Source organism: Anaerofustis stercorihominis (genome assembly GCF_024623185.1).
Taxonomy (GTDB): Bacteria; Bacillota; Clostridia; order Eubacteriales; family Anaerofustaceae; genus Anaerofustis.
On record NZ_JANJZK010000007.1, the window covers coordinates 1 to 25,784 of the forward strand.

The 25,784-nt window shown below is 33.6% G+C and carries 23 protein-coding genes; 12 read left to right on the plus strand and 11 right to left on the minus strand.

Annotation, left to right across the window (positions count from 1 at the left end; translation table 11 throughout):
• Positions 1-403 precede the first annotated feature (403 nt).
• Positions 404-940, plus strand: a complete 537-nt coding sequence (locus NSA01_RS05305) for a hypothetical protein (RefSeq protein ID WP_257480469.1) — start codon at positions 404-406, stop codon at positions 938-940.
• Between the two features lie 111 nt (positions 941-1,051).
• Here the strand turns inward: NSA01_RS05305 and NSA01_RS05310 are convergent, their stop codons facing one another.
• From NSA01_RS05310 to NSA01_RS05325, 4 genes are all read right to left on the minus strand, one after another.
• Positions 1,052-2,578, minus strand: a complete 1,527-nt coding sequence (locus NSA01_RS05310) for a YifB family Mg chelatase-like AAA ATPase (RefSeq protein WP_257480470.1) — start codon at positions 2,576-2,578, stop codon at positions 1,052-1,054.
• Positions 2,579-3,130: 552 nt separating this feature from the next.
• Positions 3,131-3,313, minus strand: a complete 183-nt coding sequence (rpmF, locus tag NSA01_RS05315; RefSeq protein ID WP_007049712.1) for a 50S ribosomal protein L32 — start codon at positions 3,311-3,313, stop codon at positions 3,131-3,133.
• Between the two features lie 13 nt (positions 3,314-3,326).
• Positions 3,327-3,803: a YceD family protein gene (locus NSA01_RS05320; protein WP_257480471.1), complete on the minus strand. Its 477-nt coding sequence runs from the start codon at positions 3,801-3,803 to the stop codon at positions 3,327-3,329.
• Positions 3,804-3,893: 90 nt separating this feature from the next.
• Positions 3,894-5,087 (minus strand): acetate/propionate family kinase, encoded by a 1,194-nt coding sequence (locus tag NSA01_RS05325; RefSeq protein WP_257480472.1) that lies wholly within the window; start codon positions 5,085-5,087, stop codon positions 3,894-3,896.
• A gap of 220 nt (positions 5,088-5,307) precedes the next feature.
• Between NSA01_RS05325 and NSA01_RS05330 the strand changes: the two genes are divergently transcribed.
• Genes NSA01_RS05330 through NSA01_RS05340 form a run of 3 tightly spaced genes read left to right on the plus strand, consistent with a single transcriptional unit; the run spans position 5,308 to position 8,997 of the window.
• On the plus strand, positions 5,308-5,865 hold the full coding sequence (locus tag NSA01_RS05330; RefSeq protein WP_007049709.1) for a LemA family protein: 558 nt from the start codon (positions 5,308-5,310) through the stop codon (positions 5,863-5,865).
• Positions 5,866-5,889: 24 nt separating this feature from the next.
• A complete protein-coding gene (locus tag NSA01_RS05335) occupies positions 5,890-7,785 on the plus strand; it encodes a DUF2207 domain-containing protein (protein ID WP_257480473.1) in 1,896 nt (631 codons plus the stop codon).
• 6 nt (positions 7,786-7,791) lie between these two features.
• Entirely contained in the window at positions 7,792-8,997 is a 1,206-nt protein-coding gene (locus tag NSA01_RS05340) for a DUF2207 domain-containing protein (protein WP_257480474.1), read from the plus strand.
• A 475-nt stretch (positions 8,998-9,472) separates the two neighbouring features.
• On the opposite strand, the gene NSA01_RS05345 is transcribed toward NSA01_RS05340, so the two are convergent.
• From NSA01_RS05345 to NSA01_RS05365, 5 genes are all read right to left on the minus strand, one after another.
• On the minus strand, positions 9,473-10,693 hold the full coding sequence (locus tag NSA01_RS05345; RefSeq protein ID WP_257480475.1) for a cation:proton antiporter: 1,221 nt from the start codon (positions 10,691-10,693) through the stop codon (positions 9,473-9,475).
• 6 nt (positions 10,694-10,699) lie between these two features.
• Positions 10,700-11,314, minus strand: coding sequence for a TetR/AcrR family transcriptional regulator (locus NSA01_RS05350; RefSeq protein WP_257480476.1), 615 nt, complete (start codon positions 11,312-11,314; stop codon positions 10,700-10,702).
• A 104-nt stretch (positions 11,315-11,418) separates the two neighbouring features.
• Positions 11,419-12,354: an HPr(Ser) kinase/phosphatase gene (gene hprK, locus NSA01_RS05355; protein ID WP_257480477.1), complete on the minus strand. Its 936-nt coding sequence runs from the start codon at positions 12,352-12,354 to the stop codon at positions 11,419-11,421.
• Positions 12,354-13,175, minus strand: a complete 822-nt coding sequence (locus NSA01_RS05360; protein WP_257480478.1) for a Cof-type HAD-IIB family hydrolase — start codon at positions 13,173-13,175, stop codon at positions 12,354-12,356. The genes hprK and NSA01_RS05360 overlap by 1 nt, the downstream gene beginning before the upstream one ends.
• 19 nt (positions 13,176-13,194) lie before the next feature.
• Entirely contained in the window at positions 13,195-13,569 is a 375-nt protein-coding gene (locus NSA01_RS05365) for a ribosomal maturation YjgA family protein (RefSeq protein WP_257480479.1), read from the minus strand.
• 134 nt (positions 13,570-13,703) lie between these two features.
• On the opposite strand from NSA01_RS05365, the gene NSA01_RS05370 reads away from it, so the two are divergent.
• The 7 genes from NSA01_RS05370 (at position 13,704) to NSA01_RS05395 (ending at position 22,327) form a co-directional block, all read left to right on the plus strand.
• Entirely contained in the window at positions 13,704-14,348 is a 645-nt protein-coding gene (locus tag NSA01_RS05370; RefSeq protein WP_257480480.1) for a cyclase family protein, read from the plus strand.
• 511 nt (positions 14,349-14,859) lie between these two features.
• Positions 14,860-15,801, plus strand: a complete 942-nt coding sequence (locus NSA01_RS05375) for a GNAT family N-acetyltransferase (protein WP_257480481.1) — start codon at positions 14,860-14,862, stop codon at positions 15,799-15,801.
• Positions 15,802-15,841: 40 nt separating this feature from the next.
• Positions 15,842-17,566, plus strand: coding sequence for a phospho-sugar mutase (locus NSA01_RS05380; RefSeq protein ID WP_257480482.1), 1,725 nt, complete (start codon positions 15,842-15,844; stop codon positions 17,564-17,566).
• Positions 17,567-17,720: 154 nt separating this feature from the next.
• Complete coding sequence (locus NSA01_RS10030; protein ID WP_306813855.1) at positions 17,721-17,918, plus strand: MerR family DNA-binding transcriptional regulator; 198 nt, start codon at positions 17,721-17,723, stop codon at positions 17,916-17,918.
• The gene (locus tag NSA01_RS05385; RefSeq protein ID WP_306813856.1) at positions 17,915-18,445 is read left to right on the plus strand and encodes a TipAS antibiotic-recognition domain-containing protein; all 531 of its coding nucleotides are present in this window, start codon (positions 17,915-17,917) and stop codon (positions 18,443-18,445) included. Before NSA01_RS10030 ends, NSA01_RS05385 begins: the two co-directional genes overlap by 4 nt.
• A gap of 538 nt (positions 18,446-18,983) precedes the next feature.
• Positions 18,984-21,632 carry a calcium-translocating P-type ATPase, PMCA-type gene (locus NSA01_RS05390; protein ID WP_257480483.1) on the plus strand — a complete coding sequence of 883 codons (2,649 nt, stop codon included), beginning with the start codon at positions 18,984-18,986 and terminating at the stop codon, positions 21,630-21,632.
• Positions 21,633-21,934: 302 nt separating this feature from the next.
• Positions 21,935-22,327, plus strand: a complete 393-nt coding sequence (locus tag NSA01_RS05395) for an Rrf2 family transcriptional regulator (protein WP_257480484.1) — start codon at positions 21,935-21,937, stop codon at positions 22,325-22,327.
• 26 nt (positions 22,328-22,353) lie between these two features.
• On the opposite strand, the gene NSA01_RS05400 is transcribed toward NSA01_RS05395, so the two are convergent.
• Entirely contained in the window at positions 22,354-23,535 is a 1,182-nt protein-coding gene (locus NSA01_RS05400; protein ID WP_257480485.1) for a glucosaminidase domain-containing protein, read from the minus strand.
• Positions 23,536-23,710: 175 nt separating this feature from the next.
• On the opposite strand from NSA01_RS05400, the gene NSA01_RS05405 reads away from it, so the two are divergent.
• Positions 23,711-24,283, plus strand: coding sequence for a hypothetical protein (locus NSA01_RS05405; RefSeq protein ID WP_257480486.1), 573 nt, complete (start codon positions 23,711-23,713; stop codon positions 24,281-24,283).
• A 342-nt stretch (positions 24,284-24,625) separates the two neighbouring features.
• Here NSA01_RS05405 and prfA read toward each other — a convergent pair whose 3' ends face one another.
• Positions 24,626-25,693 carry a peptide chain release factor 1 gene (prfA, locus tag NSA01_RS05410; protein ID WP_257480487.1) on the minus strand — a complete coding sequence of 356 codons (1,068 nt, stop codon included), beginning with the start codon at positions 25,691-25,693 and terminating at the stop codon, positions 24,626-24,628.
• Positions 25,694-25,784 lie beyond the last annotated feature (91 nt).

The window sequence follows — 25,784 nt, forward strand, 5'->3', positions numbered from 1 at the left end:
CTGAAGCAGTTGCTAAAAGGGATGCAAAAGTTACACTCGCATATCATCGCGGCGGCATGTTATTGAGTCGTGAATAGTTACATATTTAATAGATACTGTTCATATTTGATTTTTAGTGTTTCAATAAAACTTTATGTGCAGAATGAATAAGTATAAAGTCGCATTAATATATTGTGTGTGGGTTGAAACGATTGTTTCACAATTCCCGATACATATGACAAAGTCGCACCTCTCAGGAGATGCATGGATAAAACTAAATTAGTAACACCTTTAAGGTGTTATTTTTATGTTTTGATGATATTGAATTATTTTGATATTTAAATCATTCGTTATCTTTATTTTTACAAACCGGATTAATTTGAATTTATCTTCATATTAAACTTTTATTCTCATAATATTTATTATGAAAAAAAATAAATCTTTAAAAATCATTATTATAATATTAAGTATTATTTTTATGGGGCTTCTTATATTTACATTTGTTTTTGATACGAATACTTTCAGCGTAGCCAATATAAGCGATAATCTTCCGCCGAATATAAATGAGCTATTAAAAAAGGACTATGGAAAGAGTAAATACCGCTTGTCGAAAGGGGGAGTGAGTATTGATATAGAAAGGGTATTGAATGAAAAGTATTTTATAACATACTCCTGGATGAGCGGAAATCAAAGTTCGTTTTATATAGTCTTTCTTGTTGAAAATGAAAATAAAAACCCTATAAGCAACCACAAGGTCAATAATTTAAAAGTCATCGACAACATGGGTATGGAATATAAGCCTACCGCATTTTTCTTCGACGACTATCCCGTCGATGAACCTTTAAAGTATAAGGAAACATTGAATGTAAAATTCCTGCCTTTCAACGATAATGTTAAAAGCATAACCGTTACTTTCAATTATGCGGGAAATGATTATAAGTTTAAAAATATCCCAATTTAAAAAGAGCCCTCAGGTTCTTTTTTTGTAAACTAAAAACACCTTTTAAAAAGGTGCTTTCAGTAAAATTAAAATAAACAAAATATAATATTTACAAGTATATTATATGCAAAATTACATCCCTCTATACTGTAAAGCTTCACTAATATGTGAAGAACTTATATTTTCACATCCATCCAAGTCCGCAATAGTCCTTGCGAGCTTGAGTATCCTATGATATCCTCTCGCCGATAAATTTAAATTATCGAAGGCCATTTTCATCAGTTTTTCCTCTTCTTCTCCTATCTTACACCATTTTTCTATCATGCTCGGTGTAAGCATTGAGTTGAAAAGTACGTTTGTTCCTTTATATCTTTCAAGCTGTATCTCTCTTGCTTTGTTTACTCTTTTCCTTATTTCTTTGCTGCTTTCGGATTTTTTGCTGTTTATCCTCAGCTTTTCATAATCCTGCCTTGGCACTTTTACTTGTATATCTATCCTGTCAAGAAGCGGTCCCGAAATCTTATTTTTATATTTTTCTTTTTGAAAATCCGAACAGGTACATTCTATTTTACTGTCCCCGAGATATCCGCACGGACATGGGTTCATGCTTGCGAGGAGCATAAAATCCGCAGGATAGGTAAGTGAAGCATATACCCTAGATATATTCACTATCCCGTCTTCAAGAGGCTGACGGAGAACTTCCAAAGCTTTTTTTTGAAACTCCGGAAATTCATCGAGGAACAATACTCCCAGATGAGCAAGACTCACTTCTCCGGGATTTGGTATCCTTCCGCCTCCTATTAAAGATACGTCGGAAATTGTGTGGTGTGGGCTTCTGAATGGTCTTGAAGCTATCAACGGCGTATCTTTTTTCAAAAGTCCGGATACCGAATATACCTTCGTTACCTCAAGACTTTCTTCCAGTGTCATTTTGGGTAAGATAGTCGCAAATCTTTTTGCAAGCATTGTTTTCCCGCTTCCCGGAGGACCGACCATAAGCATGTTATGTGCTCCCGCCGCCGCGATTTCCATTGCTCTTTTTACGCTTTCCTGTCCTTTTACATCAGAAAAATCCAAGTCACTTTCTATTTCATGATTTTTTAAAAAGTCGTCTTTATCTGTTGTTATATATTCTAAATCCTTTCTGCCGTTTACATGGTTTATCACTTCCATCAGTTTCTCGGCAGGATATATTTTCATCCCGTCTATAATAGAGGCTTCTTTTGCGTTCTCTTTGGGCAGTATTATATTGGTTATGCCGTTTTTCTTTGCTTCCATAACCATAGGGAGCACTCCGTCGACCCCGCGAAGGGTGCCGTCCAAAGAAAGTTCTCCGAGGAATAAATACTTATTTAAATCTATCTTTGAGAATATCTGAGTAGATGACATAAGTATCCCCACCGCCATCGGCAGATCGTAGTAGGTCCCTTCTTTTCTTATCCCCGCGGGAGCAAGATTTACTGTTATCTTTCCCATAGGGATTTGAAATGAATTGTTCTTTATTGCGGAAAATACTCTTTCCTTAGATTCTTTTACCGCTATATCCCCAAGTCCAACGACAGAGATAGACGGAAGTGCTTTGTTTAATATATCTATTTCTACGCTTACTATTATGCCGTCAATTCCTACGATACTTCCCGAAAATAATTTGCTGAACATTATCTTGACCTCTGTTTGTCCTTTTTTTATATAATAATAGAACATTCGTTCTTCGTCAAGGGTTTAGTCGAAAGTGGTCACTTTTTAGTCACAAACATAGAAAAATGTCGAAAAAAATAAGATAAAAACAAGTAAAAATCTTATAAAAAATAAAAACTCTTACTTAACAAGAGTTTTAAAGTATATTTATTTTATAGGTTTTTTCTATATGAATCGTATAATTATAGAATTTGATATTAGGTTTTATATAAGTATCATATTGAATTAATTGTTATCATGATTACACACTTATTTTGTATTAGTGATACCTTTCCTGTAAAAATAAATCTGAATTTGATTGTTATTTGAAAAGTAATATTTAGATAAAATAGATTTTGATTTGACTTTTATTAAAAAAAATATGAAAGTCATTCTTTATAGTGAAATGATTAAGACATATCATAAAACTTAACTTTTACATAAAGGGGAGATAGTTAATTATAGTTATGATATGAAAAATCCTTTTTATATAAAATAAAAAAGACACCGTTAGGTGTCTTAAATATATTCTAATTATTCAGCTACATCTACAACAGTTACGTCTTTATATGTTCCGCATGCTTTACATACTCTGTGTGGAGCCTTTACTTCTCCGCACTTAGGACATACGCTTGCTGTAGGCATTTCAAGTTTATAACTGTTAGCTCTTTTTTTATCTCTTCTTGCTTTTGAAATTTTTCTCTTTGGTACTGCCATGATTATTCACCTCCTAGTTTTCACCTTCGCCCTTTAATAGTTTTTCCAGTGCCGCAAATTTTGGATTTATCTGATTATCCTTACAATTACAGCTTTCTTTGTTTAGGTTTATACCACACTTTGGACAAAGGCCTAAACAATCATCTTTACATAAAACTTTATTTGGCATATTTAATAAAATTTGTTCTTTAACAGTTTCCTCAAGGTCTATACCTTCTTTGTCACTGCTCTCGATTTCTTTTATATCATACTGCTTGACTAAAGTAAACTCTTCTTCCTTTTTTATATCGATAAGACATCTGTCGCACTCCCCGGTATAGTAATAATTTACTTTAGCACCGAGTTTTAACATGTCTAAATCGATCAGCACATTTCCCTTAACTTTGATGGGGGAGAATGTAAAGTCATTATAATCAAATCCGTCAAGAGTTTCATCGATTATAATACTTCTATCTTTATCATCCAAGATTTTCTTAAGCCTTATAATCAACTTGATACCTCCTAGCGTCACAGTAAGAATTATTATACTTGTTTAAATAAAATTTGTCAAGATTTTATCTTTAATTCATCTCTAAATTTACTAGCTTAAAATCTCCATTGTTTCTTTGGCTATCATTAGTTCTTCGTTTGTAGGTATTACCATGCAAGTCGTTTTGGAACCTTCTTTTGTGATAATGGTATCTTTACCTCTTACATCGTTTGCTTTTTCGTCGAAATCAACACCGAAATATTCCATATCTTTAAGTATCGCTTCTCTTACCACAGTAGCGTTTTCACCGATTCCGCCTGTAAATGCGATAGCATCAACGCCGTTCATTGCCGCCGTATACGAACCGATAGTAGTCTTTACTCTGTATACGAATATATCGAATGCAAGCTTTGCTCTTTCGTTTCCGCTGTCTTTTGCGTCTGTGATATCTCTGAAATCGGAAGATACTCCCGATACACCGAGAAGTCCCGATTCTTTGTTTAGAATATCTTCAACTTCTTTTGGTGATTTATTTTCTTTTTCACAAAGGAAAGGTACTATGGAAGGGTCGATAGAACCGCTTCTCGTTCCCATTTCAAGTCCGTCAAGAGGCGTGAAGCCCATTGAGTTTTCGATACATTTACCGTTTTTAACAGCCGATACGCTTGCTCCATTTCCAAGGTGACAAACGATTATCTTCAAATCTTCGATATCTTTACCCAGCATTTTTGCCGCTTTAGCCGAAACATACTGATGCGAAATACCGTGGAAACCGTATTTTCTTATTCCGTACTTTTCATAATATTCATATGGTATAGGGTACATGTAAGCTTCTTTAGGTATAGTTCTATGGAATGATGTATCAAATACACAAACCATTTCTTTACCCGGGAATACTTCCTTACATCCGAGAAGCCCCATAACTTGTCCCGGTATATGAAGAGGAGCAAGTTCTGCACATGATTCAAGTCCTTTTATAACTTCATCGTCTGCTTTTATGGAAGTGTTGTATTTTTCACCTCCGGTAGTTATCCTGTGACCTATGGAAGCTATTTCGTCAAGGCTTTTTATCACTCCGTAATTTTCATCTATCAATGCTTTAACAAGGATTTGTAAAGCTTCTTTATGCGTAGGCATGTCTTCGTTAAATACTACATCGTCTTTTCCCGGTTGTTTATGAGTCAAAACACCTTCACTCATTCCTATTCTTTCAGCTACACCGTTTGCCAAAACATTTTCGTTCTCCATATCGATAAGCTGATATTTAAGAGACGAGCTTCCGCAGTTAATTACAAGAACTTTCATCTATATATTTTCCTCCTAAAATCTAGTTTTAATATTTGTTATTAAAAAAATAGTACACTTTATTTTATACCCTTTTATTTGTTTTGTAAATAAAATTTTATTAAGTATTCATCTATATTTCAAATATTTTCATTAAAATCACAAAAACACTAATTACTTTTAAGTTTATATGATAAAATATAATAAATAACGAAAACTCAAGAGAAAAAGGAGACAGAATATGAGTACAGTGTTAATAATTATTTTAGTGGTTGTGGCTTTACTTGTTATTTATCTGATAACATGCTATAACTCATTCGTAAAACTTAACAATAAAATCAAGGAAGCTTATGCGACGATGGATGTGTATCTTAAAAAGAGATATGACCTAATACCAAACCTCGTTGAAACCGTAAAAGGTTATGCAAAACATGAACAGGGGACTTTGGAAAAAGTTATCCAGGCCAGAAACATGGCTATGAATGCGGGAAGCGTAGATGAAAGAGTAGAAGGTGAAAATATTTTGAGCGGAACGCTTAAATCCTTGTTTGCTTTATCCGAAAGTTATCCCGACTTAAAGGCAAACGAGAACTTCGTTTCTCTTCAATCTGACCTAAATAGAATGGAAGAAGAAATCGCTTCTTCAAGAAAATACTACAATGCTATAGTAAATACTTTCAATACAAAAACCGAAGTATTCCCAAGCAACCTCATTGCAAATATGTTCGGCTTCAGTGTAAAACCACTGTTTGAAGTTGAAAACGAAAACGAAAGACAAAACGTAAAAGTAGAATTTTAATTATTTAAGGGATAAAGAGGGAAAATGAAAAAATTTGGCAAACTTGTATTTGCTTTGATACTTTCATTGTTCTTATTTGTTCCTTTTAGCAGTGTATCTGCAAGAGAATATTTTACTATCGATAACTATGATATCGATATGAAGGTAAACGAAGATAACAGCTATACTGTGAAGGAAACGATAAATGTGGATTTCGGAGAAAATGAAAGGCATGGTCTGTTTAGGACCATACCTACGATTTCTTCGGCTACGAGAACGATAGACGGTAAAGAAGTAAAAAAGACTCATGTGATAAAAGTTAAAGATATAAGCGTAAACAGTGATTATACCAAGGAAAGCGGTTTGGGAGACATATCTCTTCAAATAGGTAATGAAGATGAATATGTTACCGGTAAGCAGACTTATGTAATAGGATATACTTATGTCGTTGGAAATGACGGGATAAAGGATTTCGACGATGTGTATTACAATTTAATAGGTAATGAATGGGATACTACCATAGACAGGGTAGACTTTAAAATACATATGCCTAAGGATTTTGATACGAAGCTCATCAACTTTACATCCGGTCAGTATGGTAATAAAGGAAATAATGTAGAGTATAAAATCAAAGGGAATGTAGTAAGCGGATATACGACTTCTAAGCTATATAACAACGAAAGCCTTACAGTCAGGATAGAACTTCCGGAAGGTTACTTTACAGCCGCACCTTCAAACAATAAATTTTTTGATTTTGTTTTCTTGGGCATAGCGGGTATTATTTTATTATTATCTGTTTTTATATCCATGAAATTCGGAAGAGATGAAAAGATTATAAAGACTGTGGAATTTTATCCTCCGGATAATATGACTCCGGCTGAAGTCGGATATATTGCGGGTAATTCACTCAGTAAAAAAAATCTTACTTCTTTGATAGTTTACTTTGCTTCCAAAGGGTATTTGAAAATCAAAGAATTAGGCGAAGATGAACTTGAATTTATAAAGGTAAAAGATTTGCCGGAAGATGTTAAACCTTTTGAAAGAAGGATTTTCAGCGGTTTATTCAAAGGAGAAAAGGATAAGGTAAAATTATCCGAGCTTAAATACAAATTCAGTGAAACACTTTCAATAGCGAGTGATGACTTAAACTCCGAATTTTCAGGAAAAAAGAGATTAAGCGATAAAAAAGCGACAAAGTTCCAGGTAATACTTGGTATAATGATATCACTGGCGGCATTTATAAATGTATTCTATTTTTCATATCAGGCACTTTATTCCCTTATGGGAAGTCTGGTATTAGGTGCATTCGGACTTGTCGTTTTCGGACTGTTAAGTCTTTGGATAATAGGTGCTATAGAGGGGATGCATAAGGGGGCTACGAATGGCAGAAGGATGAGTATAATAGCCGCAACGGTCATTTTTATCCTTTTAAGTGCTATCTCTGCATTTTTGATTTCGAGATTATCCGACGGCGGGCTTATGTTCTTTATAGCAAATATATTCCTTCTTATCAGTTCTTATTTTGCGGGACTTACTTATAAAAGAAGCAAATATTTGGACAGCGTCATAGGAAAGATCTTAGGTTTTAAAGATTTTCTTATAGTAGCCGAGAAAGAAAAGTTCGAAGCTTTGGTAAATGAAAATCCTTCATATTTTTATGATGTCATGCCATATGCTTTTGTACTTAATATAAGTGATAAATGGATGGATAAATTCAAGGGTATCGAAATCGAAGCACCTGATTGGTATACTCCATACGGACATGATGTATTTTGGGATTATTATATGATGACTCATTTATATCATCATATGTATTTTATGAATGAAACTGCTTCGGCGGTAGAATTCGATAACGACAGCGGCGGCTTCGGCGGAGGTTTCTCCGGCGGGGGTGGATTTTCGGGAGGCGGCTTCGGCGGCGGTGGCGGCGGAAGCTGGTAGAGAAAGATGAATAAGAGAAAAGAAAAAATTCAAGAAAGCGTAATACTGTTAATACTCTTTATAGTTATCGGTGTAGTTTTTTATGTTACTCAGAAGATTTTCAGTAAAAAACTTCCGCCAAATATACTTAACCTGCTGTTACTCGTAACGGTAGGTCTTTTGGTACTGGATCTTGTTATATACTTTATCTGGGGAAAAGACAAAAGAGTCGAAAAAGAAATAACTTCTTATCCTCCGGAGGAAATGGATAGCTTTTTGATAGGTTATTTGAACTGCGGAGAAACGGTAAGCAATCATTTTTCTTCTCTTGTGATCGCTCTCGCAGTCAAAAAATTTATAAAAATAGAAAAGCTTGAAGACGAAACGATACTTTTAACCAAGCTTAAAGATTTGGATAATTCTCTTTCCAAGTATGAAAGACTCATGTACAAGGTCTTATTTAAAGGAGACAGGAACAAAGTAACTACAGAGGAAATATCTAATGATGACGGAAGGTATTTCAGGAAAATGGAAACAGTGGTAGCAAATGAGTTCTTGAGTGAGAAAAATATAGAAACCAAGATGTCCAGAAAGCTTAGAAGATATACCTCTTTTGCTTTTGCCGCTTTGGTAGTTGCGACGATGGTTATCTATTCAAGATTTGCTTATGATACGTCTTCTGCAAGGGTGATATTTACTATACTTCTTATTACTCTTGCGGGATTTATGTATGCACTGTTATCTTACCTTATAGTTGCTTTCCAAACGGGGAAGGAGACTTCTGTCAAATACGGAGCTTTAATAGCTTCAATATTCATACTTTGCGGAAATATCGTATTCCCATATTTTATAATACATTTCAGTAATGTCGGTATCATGTTCATGTGTCAGCTAAATCTGCTTCTTTTATGTGTTATAGTAAACGGATTTATTTTTAAAAGAAGTGATTATTTGAATTCCGTACTTGGAAAAGTCATGGGTTTCAGGCATACCATAGAGCAGTTTGACAAAGAAGGGATAAGTAAGCTTTATCAAAGGGATAACGATTATTTCTACGATATGCTTCCTTATATATATTCTTTGGATCTATCTATAGTTCTCTTTGACGGTAACGACGATAAATTCGATATACCTTATTTTTATGATACATGTGAGAGTAAGAAGTATATATCATTCAATGATTTTAACGGGGATATAGATATCCTTGATAATGCAATACTTAATTCATATTAAAATAAAAAGACGACTTCAAGCCGTCTTTTTTTATTCCCTTATTTTCGGGGCACTACGCCTGCCTTCGGCAGATTCCGCGCCCCGAAGCCTAAATCATTCAATAAATAAAAAAATATTTTTACCTATATGTACACCTAATCAAAAAGGTGTTTTTTTAGCGGATTTGATTTGTTATAATAAACAAAAGAATTTAATTCTTTAAAACTGTTCCCCCGATAATTCCAAATACTTTGATTGTATTTTGGAACTATCATTAATTTATAAGGTAAATTAAAACACCAAAAAAGATCCTTTTGAGGGTCTTTTTTGGTTTAAACGCGGTTTTTATATATTATATATTTTTGATTGCTTAAAATAATCGTTCATTATATTTCTTTCTTATTTGTTCACTATTTGTTTCCAAGTGTTTATTCGGGGCGCGAAATCTGCTTTAGCAGGCGTAGTGCCCCGAGTGATAAGATAGATGTTTATATTTTTATACTTTATTTAATTCTCCCGACCATTCAAATCCTTTTTTCGCTATTATCACCGCTATCACTTCATTTATTACTGCCGCTGCGGCAATGGTACCTTGGAGTATCTTGCATGACTCCGGTGCCGGAGAGGCAAGTGCGGAAGCTGCTATTCCCGTAAAGACAAGGGATACTCCGGAATGAGGAAGCAGTGTAAGTCCCAGGAATTTCTTTACACTGAGCGGAGCTTTCATAACAGATGAACCTAAGTATGCTCCGAAGTATTTTCCGACTGCTCTGGATATTATATATACTGCGGTAAACAGTCCCGCTCCCAATATCAAATGATAGTCAAGAGGATAGCCCAAATTAAGTATCACAGCTAAAATGCTGAAATTAAGTATTGGATTAAAATCTCTTGTGATTTCTTCCAGTCTTTCGCTTGGTACGATATTTGAATAAGCCGCCGAAAAAGCCATTCCTATAAGCATGAAATTAAGTACCGGTGAAGGCAGTACATGATTATTGAAAATAAAGCCTATGTATGATGATAACAAGATGAACGATATTAGGACGAACATAGTCTTTGATTTATCCATATTTTTTTTTAAGATGTATCCCGCGGCTATTCCTGTCACAGTACCGATGATAAGAGGCAGCAGTACTATGAGCATACTAAGCCAAATCGGCATTGCGTCTTTTGAAATATTAGATGATACGACCGATATTGTAGTAAAGAATACCACTACTCCTACCATATCATCTAACGCTGCCATTGGTATAAGGGTATTTGTCACGGGTCCCTTCGTTTTGAATTCTCTTACTATGGACAGCGCCGGTGCGGGAGCCGTTGCGAGGGCAATACTTCCAAATATGAATGCCAGATATATCGGTATGTTCATAATATAAAATACAATGGAAAATACTATGGATACAAATAAAAAAGTTCCCAGAGACTGAGTAATCGTAGTAAATACTATCGCTTTGCCCGACTTTTTTATTTTGTTCCATACAAGCTCCGTACCTATCATAAGTCCGACCGCACATTCCATTATATGCATCACATAATTATACCACTTAATATTTAAAATCTCATCGTTTATCAGTGATAATGCATGAGGTCCGAGTATCATCCCCGCAATCAGCCACCCCAGTATTTTGGGTAGTTTTATCTTGCTTATGAGTTCTCCCGCCCAATATCCCAGTATTATTGTCATTATCAGTCTTAATATTAATATAGTCATAATTATTTATTCCTTATCCGCAATCCCGTAAAGCATTAGATCTATTATTTTAGTAAGTTTTAGTTCATGTTCATCAATGAGTTCTTTAATGTCAGAGTTTAGCGGTATTTTTCTTTGAAAATAAATGTTAAATGTATTTCCTATAATATCGTAATATTCAAGAGCCTCATTAATACTTACGCCGTCTCTGAGTTTTAACCCTAAGACACATTTTTTATAAATTTCTTTATTCATATCATCGAATTCTTTTTTTATTTTTTCTATTTCTTTTAATAAATGATTGGGAGGATTTAAAAGTGCATCGAAAAATATATAGGAATACATTGGATTACTTTTAAAAAACTTTATCCTTATATCCATATAATCATTTAGATTTGTTTTTGTATATTTTTCTTCGATAAAACTTTTTATTTTAACGAAGACCATTTTTACGCAGGTAAGATATATCTCGTCTTTGTTTTTAAAGTTATGATATATAAGCCCCTTTGCAATTTTATTCTCATTGCAGATATTATTTATCGAAGCTTTTTCATACCCCTTTGTACCGAACTCCGTTACGGCAGCATTTATTATTTTTTCTTTCGTAAGCTTAGTCTTTTCTTCTTTTTTCAATATTATCACTCTCCGCTATTTATAGACCTTGTAGTCTATTATAGTAATTATAGACTATTGTGTCAATAATTATGAACTAAAAAAGACACTCTCTCAAGTGTCTTTTTTAGTTATTATTTTAGTTTCTTTGCATTTTCATTATTATATTTTTCTATTCTGTCGCAGAATTCTTTTCCCGCATTATAATTCATTTCGTTTACTCTGTAGTTCCTTGCGATAGTTTCTATTATTACCGCCATATTTCTTCCCGGTCTTACAGGGACCGTCAATTTGTCGAGTACGGTACCTAGTATTTCTTCCTTTTGATATTCGGTGCCGAGTCTTTCGTAATGTTCTTTATCGTTCCAGTGAACGAGCCTTACGACAAGCTCTACGTCTACATTGTCTTTGACCGCTCCCATTCCGAACAATGCCTTTACATCGATTATACCGACCCCTCTTATTTCCATGAAATACTGAAGTACTTCGGGGCATGAACCTTCCAGAGTAGTATCGTTTATCTTCTTTACTTCCACCAGATCGTCGCTTACGAGCCTGTGCCCTCTTTGTACCAGCTCAAGGGCTATCTCGCTTTTACCAATCCCGCTTTCTCCTTCAAGGAGTATACCTACACCCAAAACTTCAACGAGTACTCCGTGAAGCTGCATCTTTGGAGCAAAGAGTTCTTCCAAAAAAGCAACGCTTTTGTTTATGGTCAGGTTAGTATTAAAACAGCTTCTTATAAGTATAACGTGTTCTTCTCTCGCTATTTTAACAAAATCTTCGTATTCTTTTACTCCGTTGGTGAGCACGACACAGGGGATATCGTGCTTAAAAAGCGCTCTTATCCTGTTTTCTCTCACTTGAGGTGTAAGGTGCTTTAAATAAGCACTTTCCGTATTGCCTACTATTTGTACTCTGTCATTGTCAAAGTATTCGAAAAACCCGGTAAGCTGTATCCCCGGACGCGTTACATAAGGGGTATTTAACCTTATGTTTTTTCTGAAATCGCTGTACAGGATCTCTCCTTCCAGAAAACTGCAGAATTCTTCTAAAGATGCTCTCTTCATTATTCCTTACCTAACATAAATTTATTTATTACATATGCAACTCCGTCTTCATCATTGCTCGGAGCTATGTAGTCCGCCGCTTCCAACGTTTCTTTGTGTGAATTTTTCATCGCTACTCCAAGAGCCGCATATTCTATCATCGGTATATCATTGAGTCCGTCTCCTATACCTATGGTGTCCTTATGTTCTATATCAAAAGCCTTTGCAACGTGTTTTATCGCTTCAGCTTTATTTGCGTCTTTGTGGGTGAATTCAAGGAGGAAAGGCTGGCTTGTTGCACACATTGCATTGTTATCCACTGTTTTTAATAAATTCCTTGCATAAGCCACATGGTCATCCATATTTTCCACTTCATCCTGCCACAACACTTTCGTTATCCTCTCGTCGAATATTTCCATGTGTTCGGGGATTATTATAACGTCTTCCCTCGCTACATTTGCCATTGATAAATAGTGTTCGGTGAATTTATTGAATTCATTGAATGCAAGCTTATTGTCGAATGTCCATGCTATGACACCCACATTCCTCTTTACACCTTCGTTATATGCAAGTATTGCGTCCTCTTTATCTATTGCCTTTTCGTATAGTATCTCTCCGCTTTTCCCTTTTATGACAAGTGCTCCGTTAAAACATGCAAGAGGCAGGTCCAAATCTATTTCATTTGTAATATCCTGTAGAGGAAGAGGTCCTCTTCCCGAGCAAGGAAGTATAACACATCCTTTGTCGAAAGCTTCGTAAATAGCCTTTTTGGTAGTATCCGTAAGTTCTCTTTTTGAGTTTATAAGTGTTCCGTCGATATCTGTAGCAAGTAATTTATACATATGTTCTCTCTTTCTTTATTTATTTTATGTTTTTATTTTCGATATAATAAAGTATCATACAACCTATCAGGTAACATAATATATCTTTTATATCAAAATTGGTTCCTATAAGTATCCTAAAAAATTTAATATCACCAAGACCAAGTATATCTACAATATTTATTCCCTGAAGTATTTCTATTATCACAGATAATATGAATATATAAAAAGGAAGGTTTTTATTTTTCTTTGGAAATAACGTTTTATATAAAAAGTATAAAACGAACACCACCAGCATATCTCCTACGTATGGTCTTATAAAGTCATCATTAACGAAAACAGCTATAAAAACCTCTGCTGATATTATAATTATTGCTGAAATGAGATATTTTATTCTATCGCTTGTTTTATTCATTATAAAATACTTTCTTTCGTTTTCTATATTTTATATTATTTAAATTCTTTTTACAAGTGGGTTATTGTAAAGTTTAACTAAAGGATATTATCCTATGATTTTATGGTAGAATATTATATAAAGGAAGTGAGAATATGAATATAATTGATTTGACTAATGTTATCGAAACCGATATGACGGTTTATCCCTCAGACCCTGAGGTAAAAGTGGAAGAGGTACTTATCCACAGTAAAGACCATTGTCATGTGGATAAGCTAACAATGGGTACTCACACCGGAACTCATATAGATGTTCCTTTTCATTTTAATGAAAATGGTAAGACCGTAACCGATTATGGTGTGGAAAGTTTCATAGGCAGGGGAGCATTAATAGATGTAAGCTATAAAAAGAATAACGAAGTGATATTTATAGACGATTTGGAACCTTTCGGGGAAGCTATTTTAAAGAGCGACTTTGCTGTGATAAGGACAGGCTATGATAAGTATTTTAACAGTGAAGATTACATATCTCATCCTTATTTATCAAAAGAAGCGGCAGTGTATTTAAAAAGCATGGGGATAAAGCTTGTGGGTATAGATACTTTCAGTGTGGACTCTACATATAATAACGATAATTTCGACGCACATGATATATTTTTAAGTAATGATATATTGATCGTTGAAAACCTTGCAAATTTGGATAAGCTGGATATTAATAAAAATTATATATTCCACTTCGTTCCTTTAAAAATAAAGAACGGTGACGGTTCTCCCGTAAGAGCCTATGCCGCAGAGGTTTAAATATCCGATTATAAAATTATAATGACAATTATAAATGATATAAATATTTATGAAATATGTAATAAGAGTATAAAAATATATCGGGTATATTAATAATAGCGTGAAAAGATATATCCGATACATCATTTACATCATTATTCAATGACCGTCACTGATTTTTTATGATAACAGTAAGGATCAAATGCACTTATCCACAGTGAAGACAGGTGTATTGTGGATAAGCTGATAATGAGTACGTATGTGGGAACATATAGATATTCCTTTTCATTTTGAAAATCAGTACTTAATATAAATGTTTCTTTTGTTTTGATAAAAATGATTAATAAAAAAGCTATCAATGATTTGACTTTGATAAAGCATACGATGATAATAGAATAAAACTAGGGATAATATTAATTGATTTTTATAAAATATATTGAATTTATTATAAGTATGATATTAGTTTATATCTAACAAAATGTTTTTGGTGATATGGTAAATTGTTTGATTTAAGTATTTTTAGGAGTAAATAATGGAGATAATAAAAGCAGATATAAATGATTTTGGAAGAGTAAAAAATATAACTCATGATACTATAAAGGAAATTTATCCAAGGTATTATCCCAAAGGTGCGGTGGATTTTTTCCTTTCTCATCACAGTAAAGATAATATAACCGAGGATTTGAGTAATGGTAGGGTATATCTCATTAAAGAAAATGGTGAATATATCGCTACCGTTACGATAAACGACAATGAAATAAACAGATTTTTTGTGCTTCCTCATTTTCAGGGTATGGGTTACGGGAGCATGATTTTAGATTTTGTGGAAAGAAAAATATTAGAAAAATTTGACAGTGTACATATAGACGCTTCTTTTCCCGCTGTGAGCCTTTACTTAAAAAGAGGATATGAATATAAATCATATCATAAATTAAAGACCGAGAACGGGGATTACCTTTGCTACAGCGAAATGCAATTAAAAAACAATAATCGGGAACATAAAATTAGAAGAAAAGACAATGAAATAACCGATATAAATTTGATTGATGAAATAATATGTAAATGCGACTGCATAAGGATTGCTCTAAATGATAAAGATAGACCATATATCGTGCCTCTTAACTTTGGGTATGAAGTAAGAGACAGTAAAAGATATTTTTATTGTCACGGAGCAAAAGAGGGCAGGAAAATAGATTTGATAAAAGAGAATAAATATGCGGGATTTGAGCTGGATACCAATCACAAGCTTCATGAAAACAGTAGCCCCTGCGGGTATTCTTTCGGGTACCAAAGTATCATAGGTACGGGAAAGATTTCTATTATTGAAAATGATAAAGAAAAAATACATGGGCTTAAGATTATAATGAAACATAATTCGGGGAAAGAAGGCTGGGACTTTGATAAAAAAATGATAGAGGCGGTATCTGTCATTAAAATAATCGTTGAAGAGCTGTCCTGCAAAGAACATGAGTAAAGTATAGGTTTATTAAAATCATTATATAAAGGAGGATTTAATGGATTATAAGAGAGAATACGAAAAATGGCTAAACAGCAGTGTATTGGACGAAGCTTCAAAAGAAGAGCTTCTAAATATAAAAGATGACGAAGAGGAAAAAGAATATAGGTTTTCCAAGCTTATGGATTTTGGTACGGCGGGGCTTAGAGGGATAATGGGAGCCGGTGTAAATATGATGAATGGTTATACCATAAAGCACACGACTTATTCTCTCGGCAAAGTGATTTTGGATATGGGAGAGGATGCAATGAATAAAGGTGTTGTCATAAGTTTCGACCCCAGAAATCATTCAAGGGAATTTGCTCTTGCCGCCGCACTTACTCTATGTAATATGGGTATAAAAACATACCTCTTTGATGATATAAGACCAACTCCCGAGCTTTCATTTGCCATAAGAGAACTGAAAGCCATCTCAGGTATAAATATCACTGCTTCTCATAATACGAAGGAATACAACGGCTATAAGGTATACTGGGAAGACGGAGCTCAAATGCCTCCGGATATGGCGGATAAAGTGCATGAAAATATGAAGGATACAGATGTATTAAGTGATATCATTACCATGGATAAAGATATTGCCTTAAATAAAGGCTTACTTAATATCATCGGAAAAGAAATAGATAATGCTTATGTTGAAAGAGTATTAGGTGAAAGCGAATATACCAAATACACAAAAAAATACTCCGATGATTTTAAACTTGTATACACTCCGTTCCACGGCTGCGGTTATAAGCTCGTACCTTTGGTGTTAGAAAAAATCGGTCTTAAAAATCTTATCTTGGTGGAAAGTCAAATGGTCCTTGACGGAAATTTCCCTACGGTCAAATCTCCCAACCCGGAAAATGCGGAGGGCTTTTACGAAGCGATAAAAACGGCAAAGAAAAACGATGCGGATTTGATAATAGGTACGGACCCCGACTGCGACAGGGTAGGGGTAATGGCTAAGAATAAACATGGAGAGTATGAAACCATTACCGGAAATCAGGTGGGAGCATTGATACTTAGTTATATTATAAAAGCCAAAAAGGAAAAAGGCGAGTTTGAAGATAACTTTGCGGTCACAAAAAGTATAGTTACCACAAATATCGTAGATGAAATATGTAAAAAAAATAATGTAAAATTATACGATGTACTTACCGGATTTAAATTTGTCGGTAAGAAGATAAAAGAAATAGAACATGAAAACAAATATAAATTCTTATACGGATTTGAAGAAAGCATAGGGTATCTTAAAGGAAGCTATGCCAGAGATAAAGACGGGGTAGTCACTTCCATGATAATCGCTGAAATGGCGTGTTATTATTTGGATAAAGGAATGGATCTGCTCGACGCTTTAGAACTTATGTATAAAGAGTACGGATACTACGACGAACTTACCGAAAGCGTTTATATGCAGGGGCTTGACGGAGTAGAGCGGATGAAAGAGACCGGGGAACGTTTAAGAGAAGAACCGCCTTACGATTTTGCGGGGACGAAAGTCGTAAAGTTAAGAGATTATTTAAACCATACCGTAAAAGATATATTTACAGGGGAAGTTACTAAGCTTGATGAAGTTAGTTCGGACGTGTTATTTTATGAGCTTGAAGACGGCTGTGACGTTATTTACCGTCCCAGCGGTACGGAACCCAAGGTAAAGCTTTATATCTTATCCAATGGAAAAGATATGAAAGAAGCGAAAGAAAAATCAAAGAAATATATAAAGGCAATAAAAGCATTGATTTAAAACTCCCTAAAGGGAGTTTTTTATATTTATTTTAGATATTTATAAAAAGGTATTGACTCTCACGCTGCGTGATAATGTATTATATATCTAAAGATGATATATATGTCGACAGAAGATATTCTATCTTAATTAAGTAAAAGGAGGGAAGTCTTATATGAGGACGGTTAAAGAGGTCGCGGATTTAACGGGAGTAAGCGTTAGGACTCTTCAGTACTACGATGAAATAGGGGTGTTCAAACCGACCAAAGTCACTAAAGCGGGATATAGGCTATACGACGATGAAGCACTGAGTACTCTCTTAACAGACTTCTCGGTTTACTTGATAAACTTGAAAAAGGAGAAAAGGATATGAGTTTCGAAGAATTTGATTTAAGCGAATATATTGCTCTCTTGGAGAAATTCAAAAGTGAAAATAACGAAGAGGTAATCAAAAATTGGGGAAGCATAGAGAATTTCGATAAATTTATCGAAAAGGTTAGGGAAGATGAAATAAATGTAGCAAAAAATGCAGTTAAGTATTACGGGAGTACTAAAAAATATACTGAGGCTATAAAGAAGAATTTAGATAATTTTACCGAGAATATGGAGATGATAAAGGATAAGGGGTATGTAGAGGAAAACGAACGCCTTATGAATTTACTATTAAGTGATTTGACTTTGGACGTAAAATCATATGAAGTTCAAAATATCATCGAAGATATTTTAAAGCTAATGCCTGATATGGATATGGGAGAAAATTACTTTGATATAATGATAGACGGATATCTTAATAATCAAAATATCATAGAAGCGGTGGATAAAAAATACGGTGCCGGAGCTTCTAAATTTATGGGGGAAGCTTATAAATATTATTTTGATAACAGAGATAATAAAAGTTAATATGAATATTAGAAAATTTATTATTGTTTTTTATTAAAAACGGGTACTGTAATTTTATTAAAATAAAATAGTTTGTTATTTATATGGAAGACGTGTTTAAGGCGTCTTCTTTTTTTGTATCGGGGCGCGGAATCTGCGTCAGCAGGCGTAGTGCCCCGATAGTCAGACATTCGCTTTTAATAAAAGTATCATATTAATTTTTAAATATAGATAAATTTAATTAAGTTTTTTAATTCTTTGTCTATATGAAATAATCCCTTTTTAAATAATGATGCATGATGTATGTCATTCTAATTTCAATGTTATTGACTTTTTATAGGTTTTACATTTAAAAAAGGATTTAAAATCTATTTATTTTGTATATCAAATGTGTTTTTATTATTTATGTATATCTGATTTCATAAAATATCATATTTTTAATCATATTAATGAATACAAATACATAAAATTTATTTTAGTTTATTTTCTTTATAACAAAAAATGATAAATTGTACATGCTCTTTTAACTATAATTTTTTTAAGATAAAGGAGGCATATTATGTTTTTTAATATAAAAGTCGATGAAATCATAAAAATGTTACATAGTGATGATAAAAACGGACTTACCAGTGCAGAAGCAAAAAAACGTCTTGAGATGTACGGGGAGAATGTTCTCGCAGAGGAGAAAAGACATACTTTTCTTGAAATATTTTTAACTCAGTTTCAGGATTTTTTGATACTTGTTCTTCTCGTTGCCAGTGCGGTGTCTTTTTTTATCGGACAAGCCAGCGATGCGATAATGATATTATTCGTAGTTACTCTTAATGCTTTGATAGCATCTTTTCAGGAGTATCGTGCGGATAATGAACTGGAAGCTTTAAAGGAGCTTAGCGTAAATGAAGCAAAGGTGTATCGTGACGGTCAGGTCATGAAAGTTCCTTTTCCCGAAGTCGTTGTGGGGGATATAGTCTTTGCGGAAAGCGGAGATTTGATTGCCGCAGACGGAAGGATAATAGAATGTTCAAATCTTCAGGTGGACGAGTCTTCTCTTACCGGAGAAAGCGTATCGGTGGATAAAGACAGCTCTTTGATAGAAGATAAGGATGTACCTTTGGCGGACAGAAAAAATATGGTCTATTCTTCGGGTATAGTCACATACGGGAAATGTACATATATAGTTACGGCAAGCGGAATGGACAGCGAAATCGGTAAAGTTGCGAAGATGTTATCTACCGAAGAAGAAACTATGACTCCTTTGGCAGAAAAGACAAACGAAATAGGAAAAGTCCTTTCTATCGGCTGTCTAGTGATATGTGCTCTTATCTTTGTTTTAGGTTTTATGCATGGAAACAAAGCTCTGGATATGTTTATGACGAGCATATCTCTTGCCGTTGCGGCTATTCCCGAGGGGCTTCCTACGGTCATAACCATAGTTCTATCCATTGGTATAACCAGGTTAAGTAAAAAGGGTGCGATAGTAAGAAAGATGCACGCCGTTGAAACGCTGGGAAGTGCCAATGTGATTTGTTCTGATAAGACAGGTACTCTTACAATGAATAAAATGAGCGTGGAAAAGGTTTATATAACGAATAGGCTGATAAATAAAGATGAATTTTCCACCAATAAAAGTATCGCTTATAAAATGCTTGTAAATATAGCATATGACTGCAACGACTCGAATATAAGTTACGATAAGGACGGAAAAGAAGTAAGGATAGGGGATACGACGGAAGTAGCTTTGATAGAACTTGCAAAGAAGAGCGGCATAAACCGAAATAAAAAAGAGAGATTTATGGAGCTTCCTTTTGACTCTTCAAGAAAGATGATGAGCAGCGTATATAAAGAGGAGGGCAAGTATATCGTATACACCAAAGGTGCCAGCGATGTTTTGCTTGAAAAATGTTCTCATTATGTTTGTGAAGATAAAATAAAAAAACTAAGTGAGATGGATAAGATAGGTTTTTATAATCAAGTAAATGAGCTTTCTTCAAAGGCTTACAGAGTTTTGGCTTATGCTTATAAAGTCGTTGATAATATGCCGAGTGAAAATGAAATAGAAAATGATTTGATTTTTGTCGGTCTTACCGCAATGATAGACCCTCCGAGAGAAGAAGTATTGGATTCCATAAATGAATGTAAAAAAGCGGGTATAAAAACAGTTATGATAACCGGAGACCATAAACTCACCGCAGAGGCTATCGCAAAGGACCTCGGAATATTATCCGAAGGCGAAGAATGTATAACAGGACTTGAACTCGAAAAGCTGACGGACGAGGAACTTGCTGATAGGATAGGAAATATATCCGTCTATGCAAGGGTTTCTCCAAAGGATAAAGTTAGGATAGTAAAAGCCTTTCAAAATACAAATAATGTAGTTGCAATGAGCGGAGACGGCGTAAACGACGCTCCCGCACTCAAGAGAGCGGATATCGGGTGTGCAATGGGGATAACGGGTACTGACGTAGCCAAAAATGCTTCAGACATGATTTTATGCGACGATAATTTTTCTACCATTGTAATGGCTGTGAAAGAGGGGAGGAAGGTGTTTAGGAATATAAAGAAAGCCATGCATTTCCTTATTTCATGTAATATAGGAGAGATAATGACATTGTTCCTTGCAACACTATTAAACTTTCCTATGCCCCTCCTCCCGATACATTTACTTTGGGTGAACTTGGTCACAGACTCACTTCCAGCTCTTGCTCTCGGGGTGGATGAAAATAACATTGATGTCATGACTCAAAAACCCGCCAGTAAAAGCGAAAATATATTTACTTTCGGTTTTAGTGTGAGAGTGCTTTTTGAGGGTCTTTTGATCGGGGCTGTTACGTTAGTCGGTTTTTGGTACGGATGTACATATTATTCTCTCAGCGAAGGAAGGACATTTGCTTTTCTGATACTATGTTTATCTCAGCTTTTTCATACATTCAATGTAAGAGCCATGAAAGAAAGTATATTTGACGACAGTCCTCTTAAGAATAAGACTTTGATAATCGCCAATATAGTATCCGCAATGCTTGCCATATTTGTTGTTCTCATTCCCGTACTGAGAAATATATTTGTGCTTACACCTCTCGGAACATCTAAATGGGACTTTGTACTCACTCTATCTTTAGTTCCTCTTGTAAGCTCAGAAATAGTTAAGCTTGCTAAAGGTTTGTTTAGCAAAGATAACAGTTTACTTGCACAAGTAAAAAAATCAGCATGATACAAAAAAAGACGACTATTAGCCGTCTTTTTTATTTTCTTTATTCTCGGGGCACTACGCCTGCTCGCGCAGATTCCGCGCCCCTGATTGAAAGCAAACAGAATATTTATTTAAAATTTGTCAAAAAAAGTTTAAATATAGTAACATATGTAAATATTACAATTATATTATTATATGTAATAAAATATAGAAGTAATATATCAAAATTAGTAAAAATTATTTATATTTTAAATATATCATTATTGTTACAAATTGTAAGAATAAAGTAACAAAATAAAATATTTTAATAACGAGGAACCTTTATGAAATTTGATAATATGACTGATTCAGCAATAAAGATAATAATGTATTTATTAATTGAACGAGAAAACAAAACCTTTGAAGAGATACATAGAGTTATTCCAACAAGAAAGAGTTTTCTATTAAGTGTTATTAATATACTTGTTGAAGCAAAGGTACTGGGAAAAAATAATTTAATGTATTATCTTTTAAAAGATGCAGAGGAAATCAGTATATATGATTTAGTCATACTGTTTGAAGGAAGTATTAGTATTTTAAATAATTTTAATTATCCAAGAGAAGCTAAACAATTTATTTACAAGTGTTATATTGATAGATTTTATAATGAAATAGAAAAGTTTTTAAAAGTTAATATGCAAAATACAACTATTAAAGATATGATATCAAATAAGTAATAAAAAAGAACCTATTTAGGTTCTTTTTATAATTTCTTTAATGCGGATTTTCTTCTTGCACTTATTACAGAATAATATTTGTGCATATTATTTGCTACTTTTGTATCCCATGTAGAGCTTGAAGCATATCTTTTATTTACATCACTTATTGTCTTTCCGCTGTAAAGTCCCGAACCCGGTTTAAGATATCCATTTCCTATACCGTCTGCCACATCATATATATTCGCTTCCTTTGAAGGATATCCCTTAGAACCATAACCGAACATGTTATTTGGTTTAAAGCATATAGTTCCATTTGCACTTTCCAGCGATGCTATTGCTACTAAGAATAAAGCGTTGACTTTATATTTTTTTTCTGCATTTACAAATGCTTGTTCAAGTCCTACGAGTCCCTGACTTGTTACGAGTTTTAAATCAGCTGCGGTTACCCCGCTCGGTTTACTCATATCAAGCTTATGGATTTCGGATAATGAATAGCTTGGTATATTTTTTTGTTTTTTTACTTTTTTAGCAGTATGATTTCTAAGTGCATTTGCAACATTGACTTCTTTTGCTGTTTTTGCGATGTTAGCAATTTTTAAAGCTTCTTTCTCTTCTGCTTTGGCTTTTATTATATAATATCCTCCGGTTGAGGATATTATAGCGATAATAAGCACCGAACAAATTGCAATGATTATATTTCTTTTTTTTGTTTTTTTCTTTAGCTTAGGGATATCTTCTTTTAGTTCATTTTCTAATTCATTTAGTTCTTTTTTTATTTCATCAACGTCTGAAATAATTTCATCGTCTTCTTCAATTTCATTAATATTTTCTGATATTCCTTTTATTTTTATGTCATCTATAGTTTCATCTACCAAATGCTCCAATTTATCTATTTCTGTCAATGTCTTTTCCAAAGGATCAGCTTCTTTATTATCTTTAATATTATTGTTATTATTTGCTTCTTCAAGTTCCTGAAGCAATGATTCTAAAGGATTTTCTTCTGTCGTTTCAATTATATTGATTTCATCCTTTTTTAAGTTATTTTTAAGAGTTTTATTATCTTCAATTGTGTTTTCTACATTGCTTAAATTGATATCGTCATTAAAAATTTTATTTATATTAGAATTTTCTTGCTCTTTATATACATTATTTTCTTGTAAATTTGTTTTTTTCTTCTTTACTTTTAATGTTTTTTTTATTTTTATCTTTTTTTTAGTAGTTTTCATGATTACCTACCTTACAATCTTTTTTATTTTATTGTCGTATTTGATTTCAAGTAATTTATTTAATTGTACTTATTTTTGTGTAAAATGTCAAAATTTTATATAATATACTATATTAACTTGAAAGTATACCTAAATATATATAAAATATATATGAATATGAAAAGAGGAAAAAATAATGAAAAAATTATTATCTATATTATTAATAGGTTTGATGAGCATAAGTATATTTGGCTGCAGCTTTGTAAAGCCTGAAGATAAGGTATCTGAGTTTTTAAATGCCGTTAAGACTAAAAATGAAGATGTTTTAATAGGATATACAAATAATAAATACGTAAATTTGCTTCTTAACAGTACCGGAGATAAAAAAACACTTGACGGGATTTATAAGAATTTATTTAAAAACTTGTCTTTTAAATTAGTTTCTATTACGGAAAATGAAACCGGTGCAATTGTTAAAGCTGACATTACAAATGTTAGTTTTAAAAAGGTTTTTGATAATTATGAGGATAAATCTTACGATTACATGATATCAAATCTATATTCGGGAAAGCTCAATAAGAAAAAGTTAAATAAAAAATGTTTGGATATTTTAGCTAAAGAAATTTCTTCTGCAAGTAAAAGTAAGAAAAAGATCACTAAACGCATAAATATAAATTTGACTAAAAATGAAAATTACAGTTATAATTTAAAAGTAGATACGAAGTTAATGGATGCATTAATGGGAGGGCTTATTAGTGGGTATAAATAATCATCTGAACTTTTTAGAGATAAAAAGTTCCAAAAATCTCCGCTCATTCGCCGCGGAGGCTTTTCTCGACTGGATTTCAAGGAAAATGTTGCCCGCATTTTTTTTGAACAGTCTAGCCCACCCCAGATGCTTTATGAAACATAAAAAAAGAGTAACAAAAAGTTACTCTTTTTTATTTTAATTTATTTGCTTGAATGGGGTAGGGTAGCTTTTCTTTCATAAAACGCGGGCAGCGTTTTATAGAAAATCGAAAAGCGTTTGAAGCACCGCGCTTAGCGGGGTCGTTAAATCCAATTTTTGGACAAGCAAAAATTGGCGGGTTATAGGGCGGAGCCCTAGGCTTTACTCATCAATCCCCATTTGTTCAGACTGGTCTTGGACGATTAATGTATCAATAAATTCATCAATATCACCGTCAAGAACGTCATTTAATTTATATAGTGTAAGACCTACTCTATGGTCTGTAACTCTTCCTTGCGGGAAATTATAAGTTCTTATTCTTTCTGATCTATCACCGCTTCCTATCTGACTTTTCCTGTTGCTGGCGATAGCTTCCTGTTGTTTTCTCTGTTCGATTTCAAATAATCTGGCTTTTAATATTTTTAATGCTTTATCTTTATTTTTAAGCTGTGATTTTTCGTCCTGACATGCAACGACCAATCCCGAAGGTATATGTGTAATTCTAACCGCAGAGTCTGTAGTGTTTACACTTTGCCCCCCGTTACCGCTTGAACGATAAACATCAACCCTTAAATCGTTAGGGTCGATATTTACTTCGACATCTTCCGCTTCGGGGAGGACAGCTACCGTAATTGCTGACGTATGAATCCTTCCGCTTGATTCTGTATCTGGAATTCTTTGAACTCTATGTGTTCCGCTTTCGTATTTTAGCCTTGAATAAGCACCTTTACCCTGTATCGAGAATACTGCTTCTTTATATCCTCCGATACCGATTTCGTTTGTAGAAAGCATTTCCACTTTCCATCTGTTTCTTTCTGCATATCGGGTATACATTCTAAGTAAATCTCCCGCAAATAAAGCAGCTTCATCTCCGCCTACTCCCGCACGGATTTCAACTATAACGTTTTTATCATCATTAGGGTCTTTTGGTATAAGAAGTATTTTGATTTCCTGTTCCAATTCTTCTTTTTGTTCGTTCAATGATGAAATATCTTCAAGTATCATTTCCTTAAAGTCATCATCATCACTATCGTTTAGCATTTCTTTATTTGACTCAAGCTGTTCCATTACGTCTGCATATTTTTTATATGCGATTACGATTGGTTCAAGATGAGAATGTTCTTTTATAAGTTCGGTATATAATTCTTGATTATTTATAATATCCGGATTAGAGATATCTTCACTAACTTCATTAAATCTTTTTTCAATAGATTTTAATTTATCTAACATATTGCCCCTCCGTTTTTCTCTTATGGAATTATACACCAAAAATAAAGGATTTAAAAGTATTTTTTTGTTTTTAGAGGTAATTTGAACCATA

Bases quoted from the DNA above. Each gene is read 5' to 3' on its own strand.
- NSA01_RS05335 (WP_257480473.1), top strand. From the start codon at position 5,890: ATGAAAAAATTTGGCAAACTTGTATTTGCTTTGATACTTTCATTGTTC.
- NSA01_RS10030 (WP_306813855.1), top strand. From the start codon at position 17,721: ATGAGGACGGTTAAAGAGGTCGCGGATTTAACGGGAGTAAGCGTTAGG.
- NSA01_RS05360 (WP_257480478.1), bottom strand. From the start codon at position 13,175: ATGTATAAATTACTTGCTACAGATATCGACGGAACACTTATAAACTCA.
- NSA01_RS05375 (WP_257480481.1), top strand. From the start codon at position 14,860: ATGGAGATAATAAAAGCAGATATAAATGATTTTGGAAGAGTAAAAAAT.
- NSA01_RS05400 (WP_257480485.1), bottom strand. From the start codon at position 23,535: ATGAAAACTACTAAAAAAAAGATAAAAATAAAAAAAACATTAAAAGTA.
- NSA01_RS05325 (WP_257480472.1), bottom strand. From the start codon at position 5,087: ATGAAAGTTCTTGTAATTAACTGCGGAAGCTCGTCTCTTAAATATCAG.
- NSA01_RS05340 (WP_257480474.1), top strand. From the start codon at position 7,792: ATGAATAAGAGAAAAGAAAAAATTCAAGAAAGCGTAATACTGTTAATA.
- hprK (WP_257480477.1), bottom strand. From the start codon at position 12,354: ATGAAGAGAGCATCTTTAGAAGAATTCTGCAGTTTTCTGGAAGGAGAG.
- NSA01_RS05405 (WP_257480486.1), top strand. From the start codon at position 23,711: ATGAAAAAATTATTATCTATATTATTAATAGGTTTGATGAGCATAAGT.
- NSA01_RS05345 (WP_257480475.1), bottom strand. From the start codon at position 10,693: ATGACTATATTAATATTAAGACTGATAATGACAATAATACTGGGATAT.
- NSA01_RS05370 (WP_257480480.1), top strand. From the start codon at position 13,704: ATGAATATAATTGATTTGACTAATGTTATCGAAACCGATATGACGGTT.
- NSA01_RS05365 (WP_257480479.1), bottom strand. From the start codon at position 13,569: ATGAATAAAACAAGCGATAGAATAAAATATCTCATTTCAGCAATAATT.
- NSA01_RS05380 (WP_257480482.1), top strand. From the start codon at position 15,842: ATGGATTATAAGAGAGAATACGAAAAATGGCTAAACAGCAGTGTATTG.
- NSA01_RS05395 (WP_257480484.1), top strand. From the start codon at position 21,935: ATGAAATTTGATAATATGACTGATTCAGCAATAAAGATAATAATGTAT.
- NSA01_RS05385 (WP_306813856.1), top strand. From the start codon at position 17,915: ATGAGTTTCGAAGAATTTGATTTAAGCGAATATATTGCTCTCTTGGAG.
- NSA01_RS05330 (WP_007049709.1), top strand. From the start codon at position 5,308: ATGAGTACAGTGTTAATAATTATTTTAGTGGTTGTGGCTTTACTTGTT.
- NSA01_RS05310 (WP_257480470.1), bottom strand. From the start codon at position 2,578: ATGTTCAGCAAATTATTTTCGGGAAGTATCGTAGGAATTGACGGCATA.
- prfA (WP_257480487.1), bottom strand. From the start codon at position 25,693: ATGTTAGATAAATTAAAATCTATTGAAAAAAGATTTAATGAAGTTAGT.
- rpmF (WP_007049712.1), bottom strand. From the start codon at position 3,313: ATGGCAGTACCAAAGAGAAAAATTTCAAAAGCAAGAAGAGATAAAAAA.
- NSA01_RS05305 (WP_257480469.1), top strand. From the start codon at position 404: ATGAAAAAAAATAAATCTTTAAAAATCATTATTATAATATTAAGTATT.
- NSA01_RS05390 (WP_257480483.1), top strand. From the start codon at position 18,984: ATGTTTTTTAATATAAAAGTCGATGAAATCATAAAAATGTTACATAGT.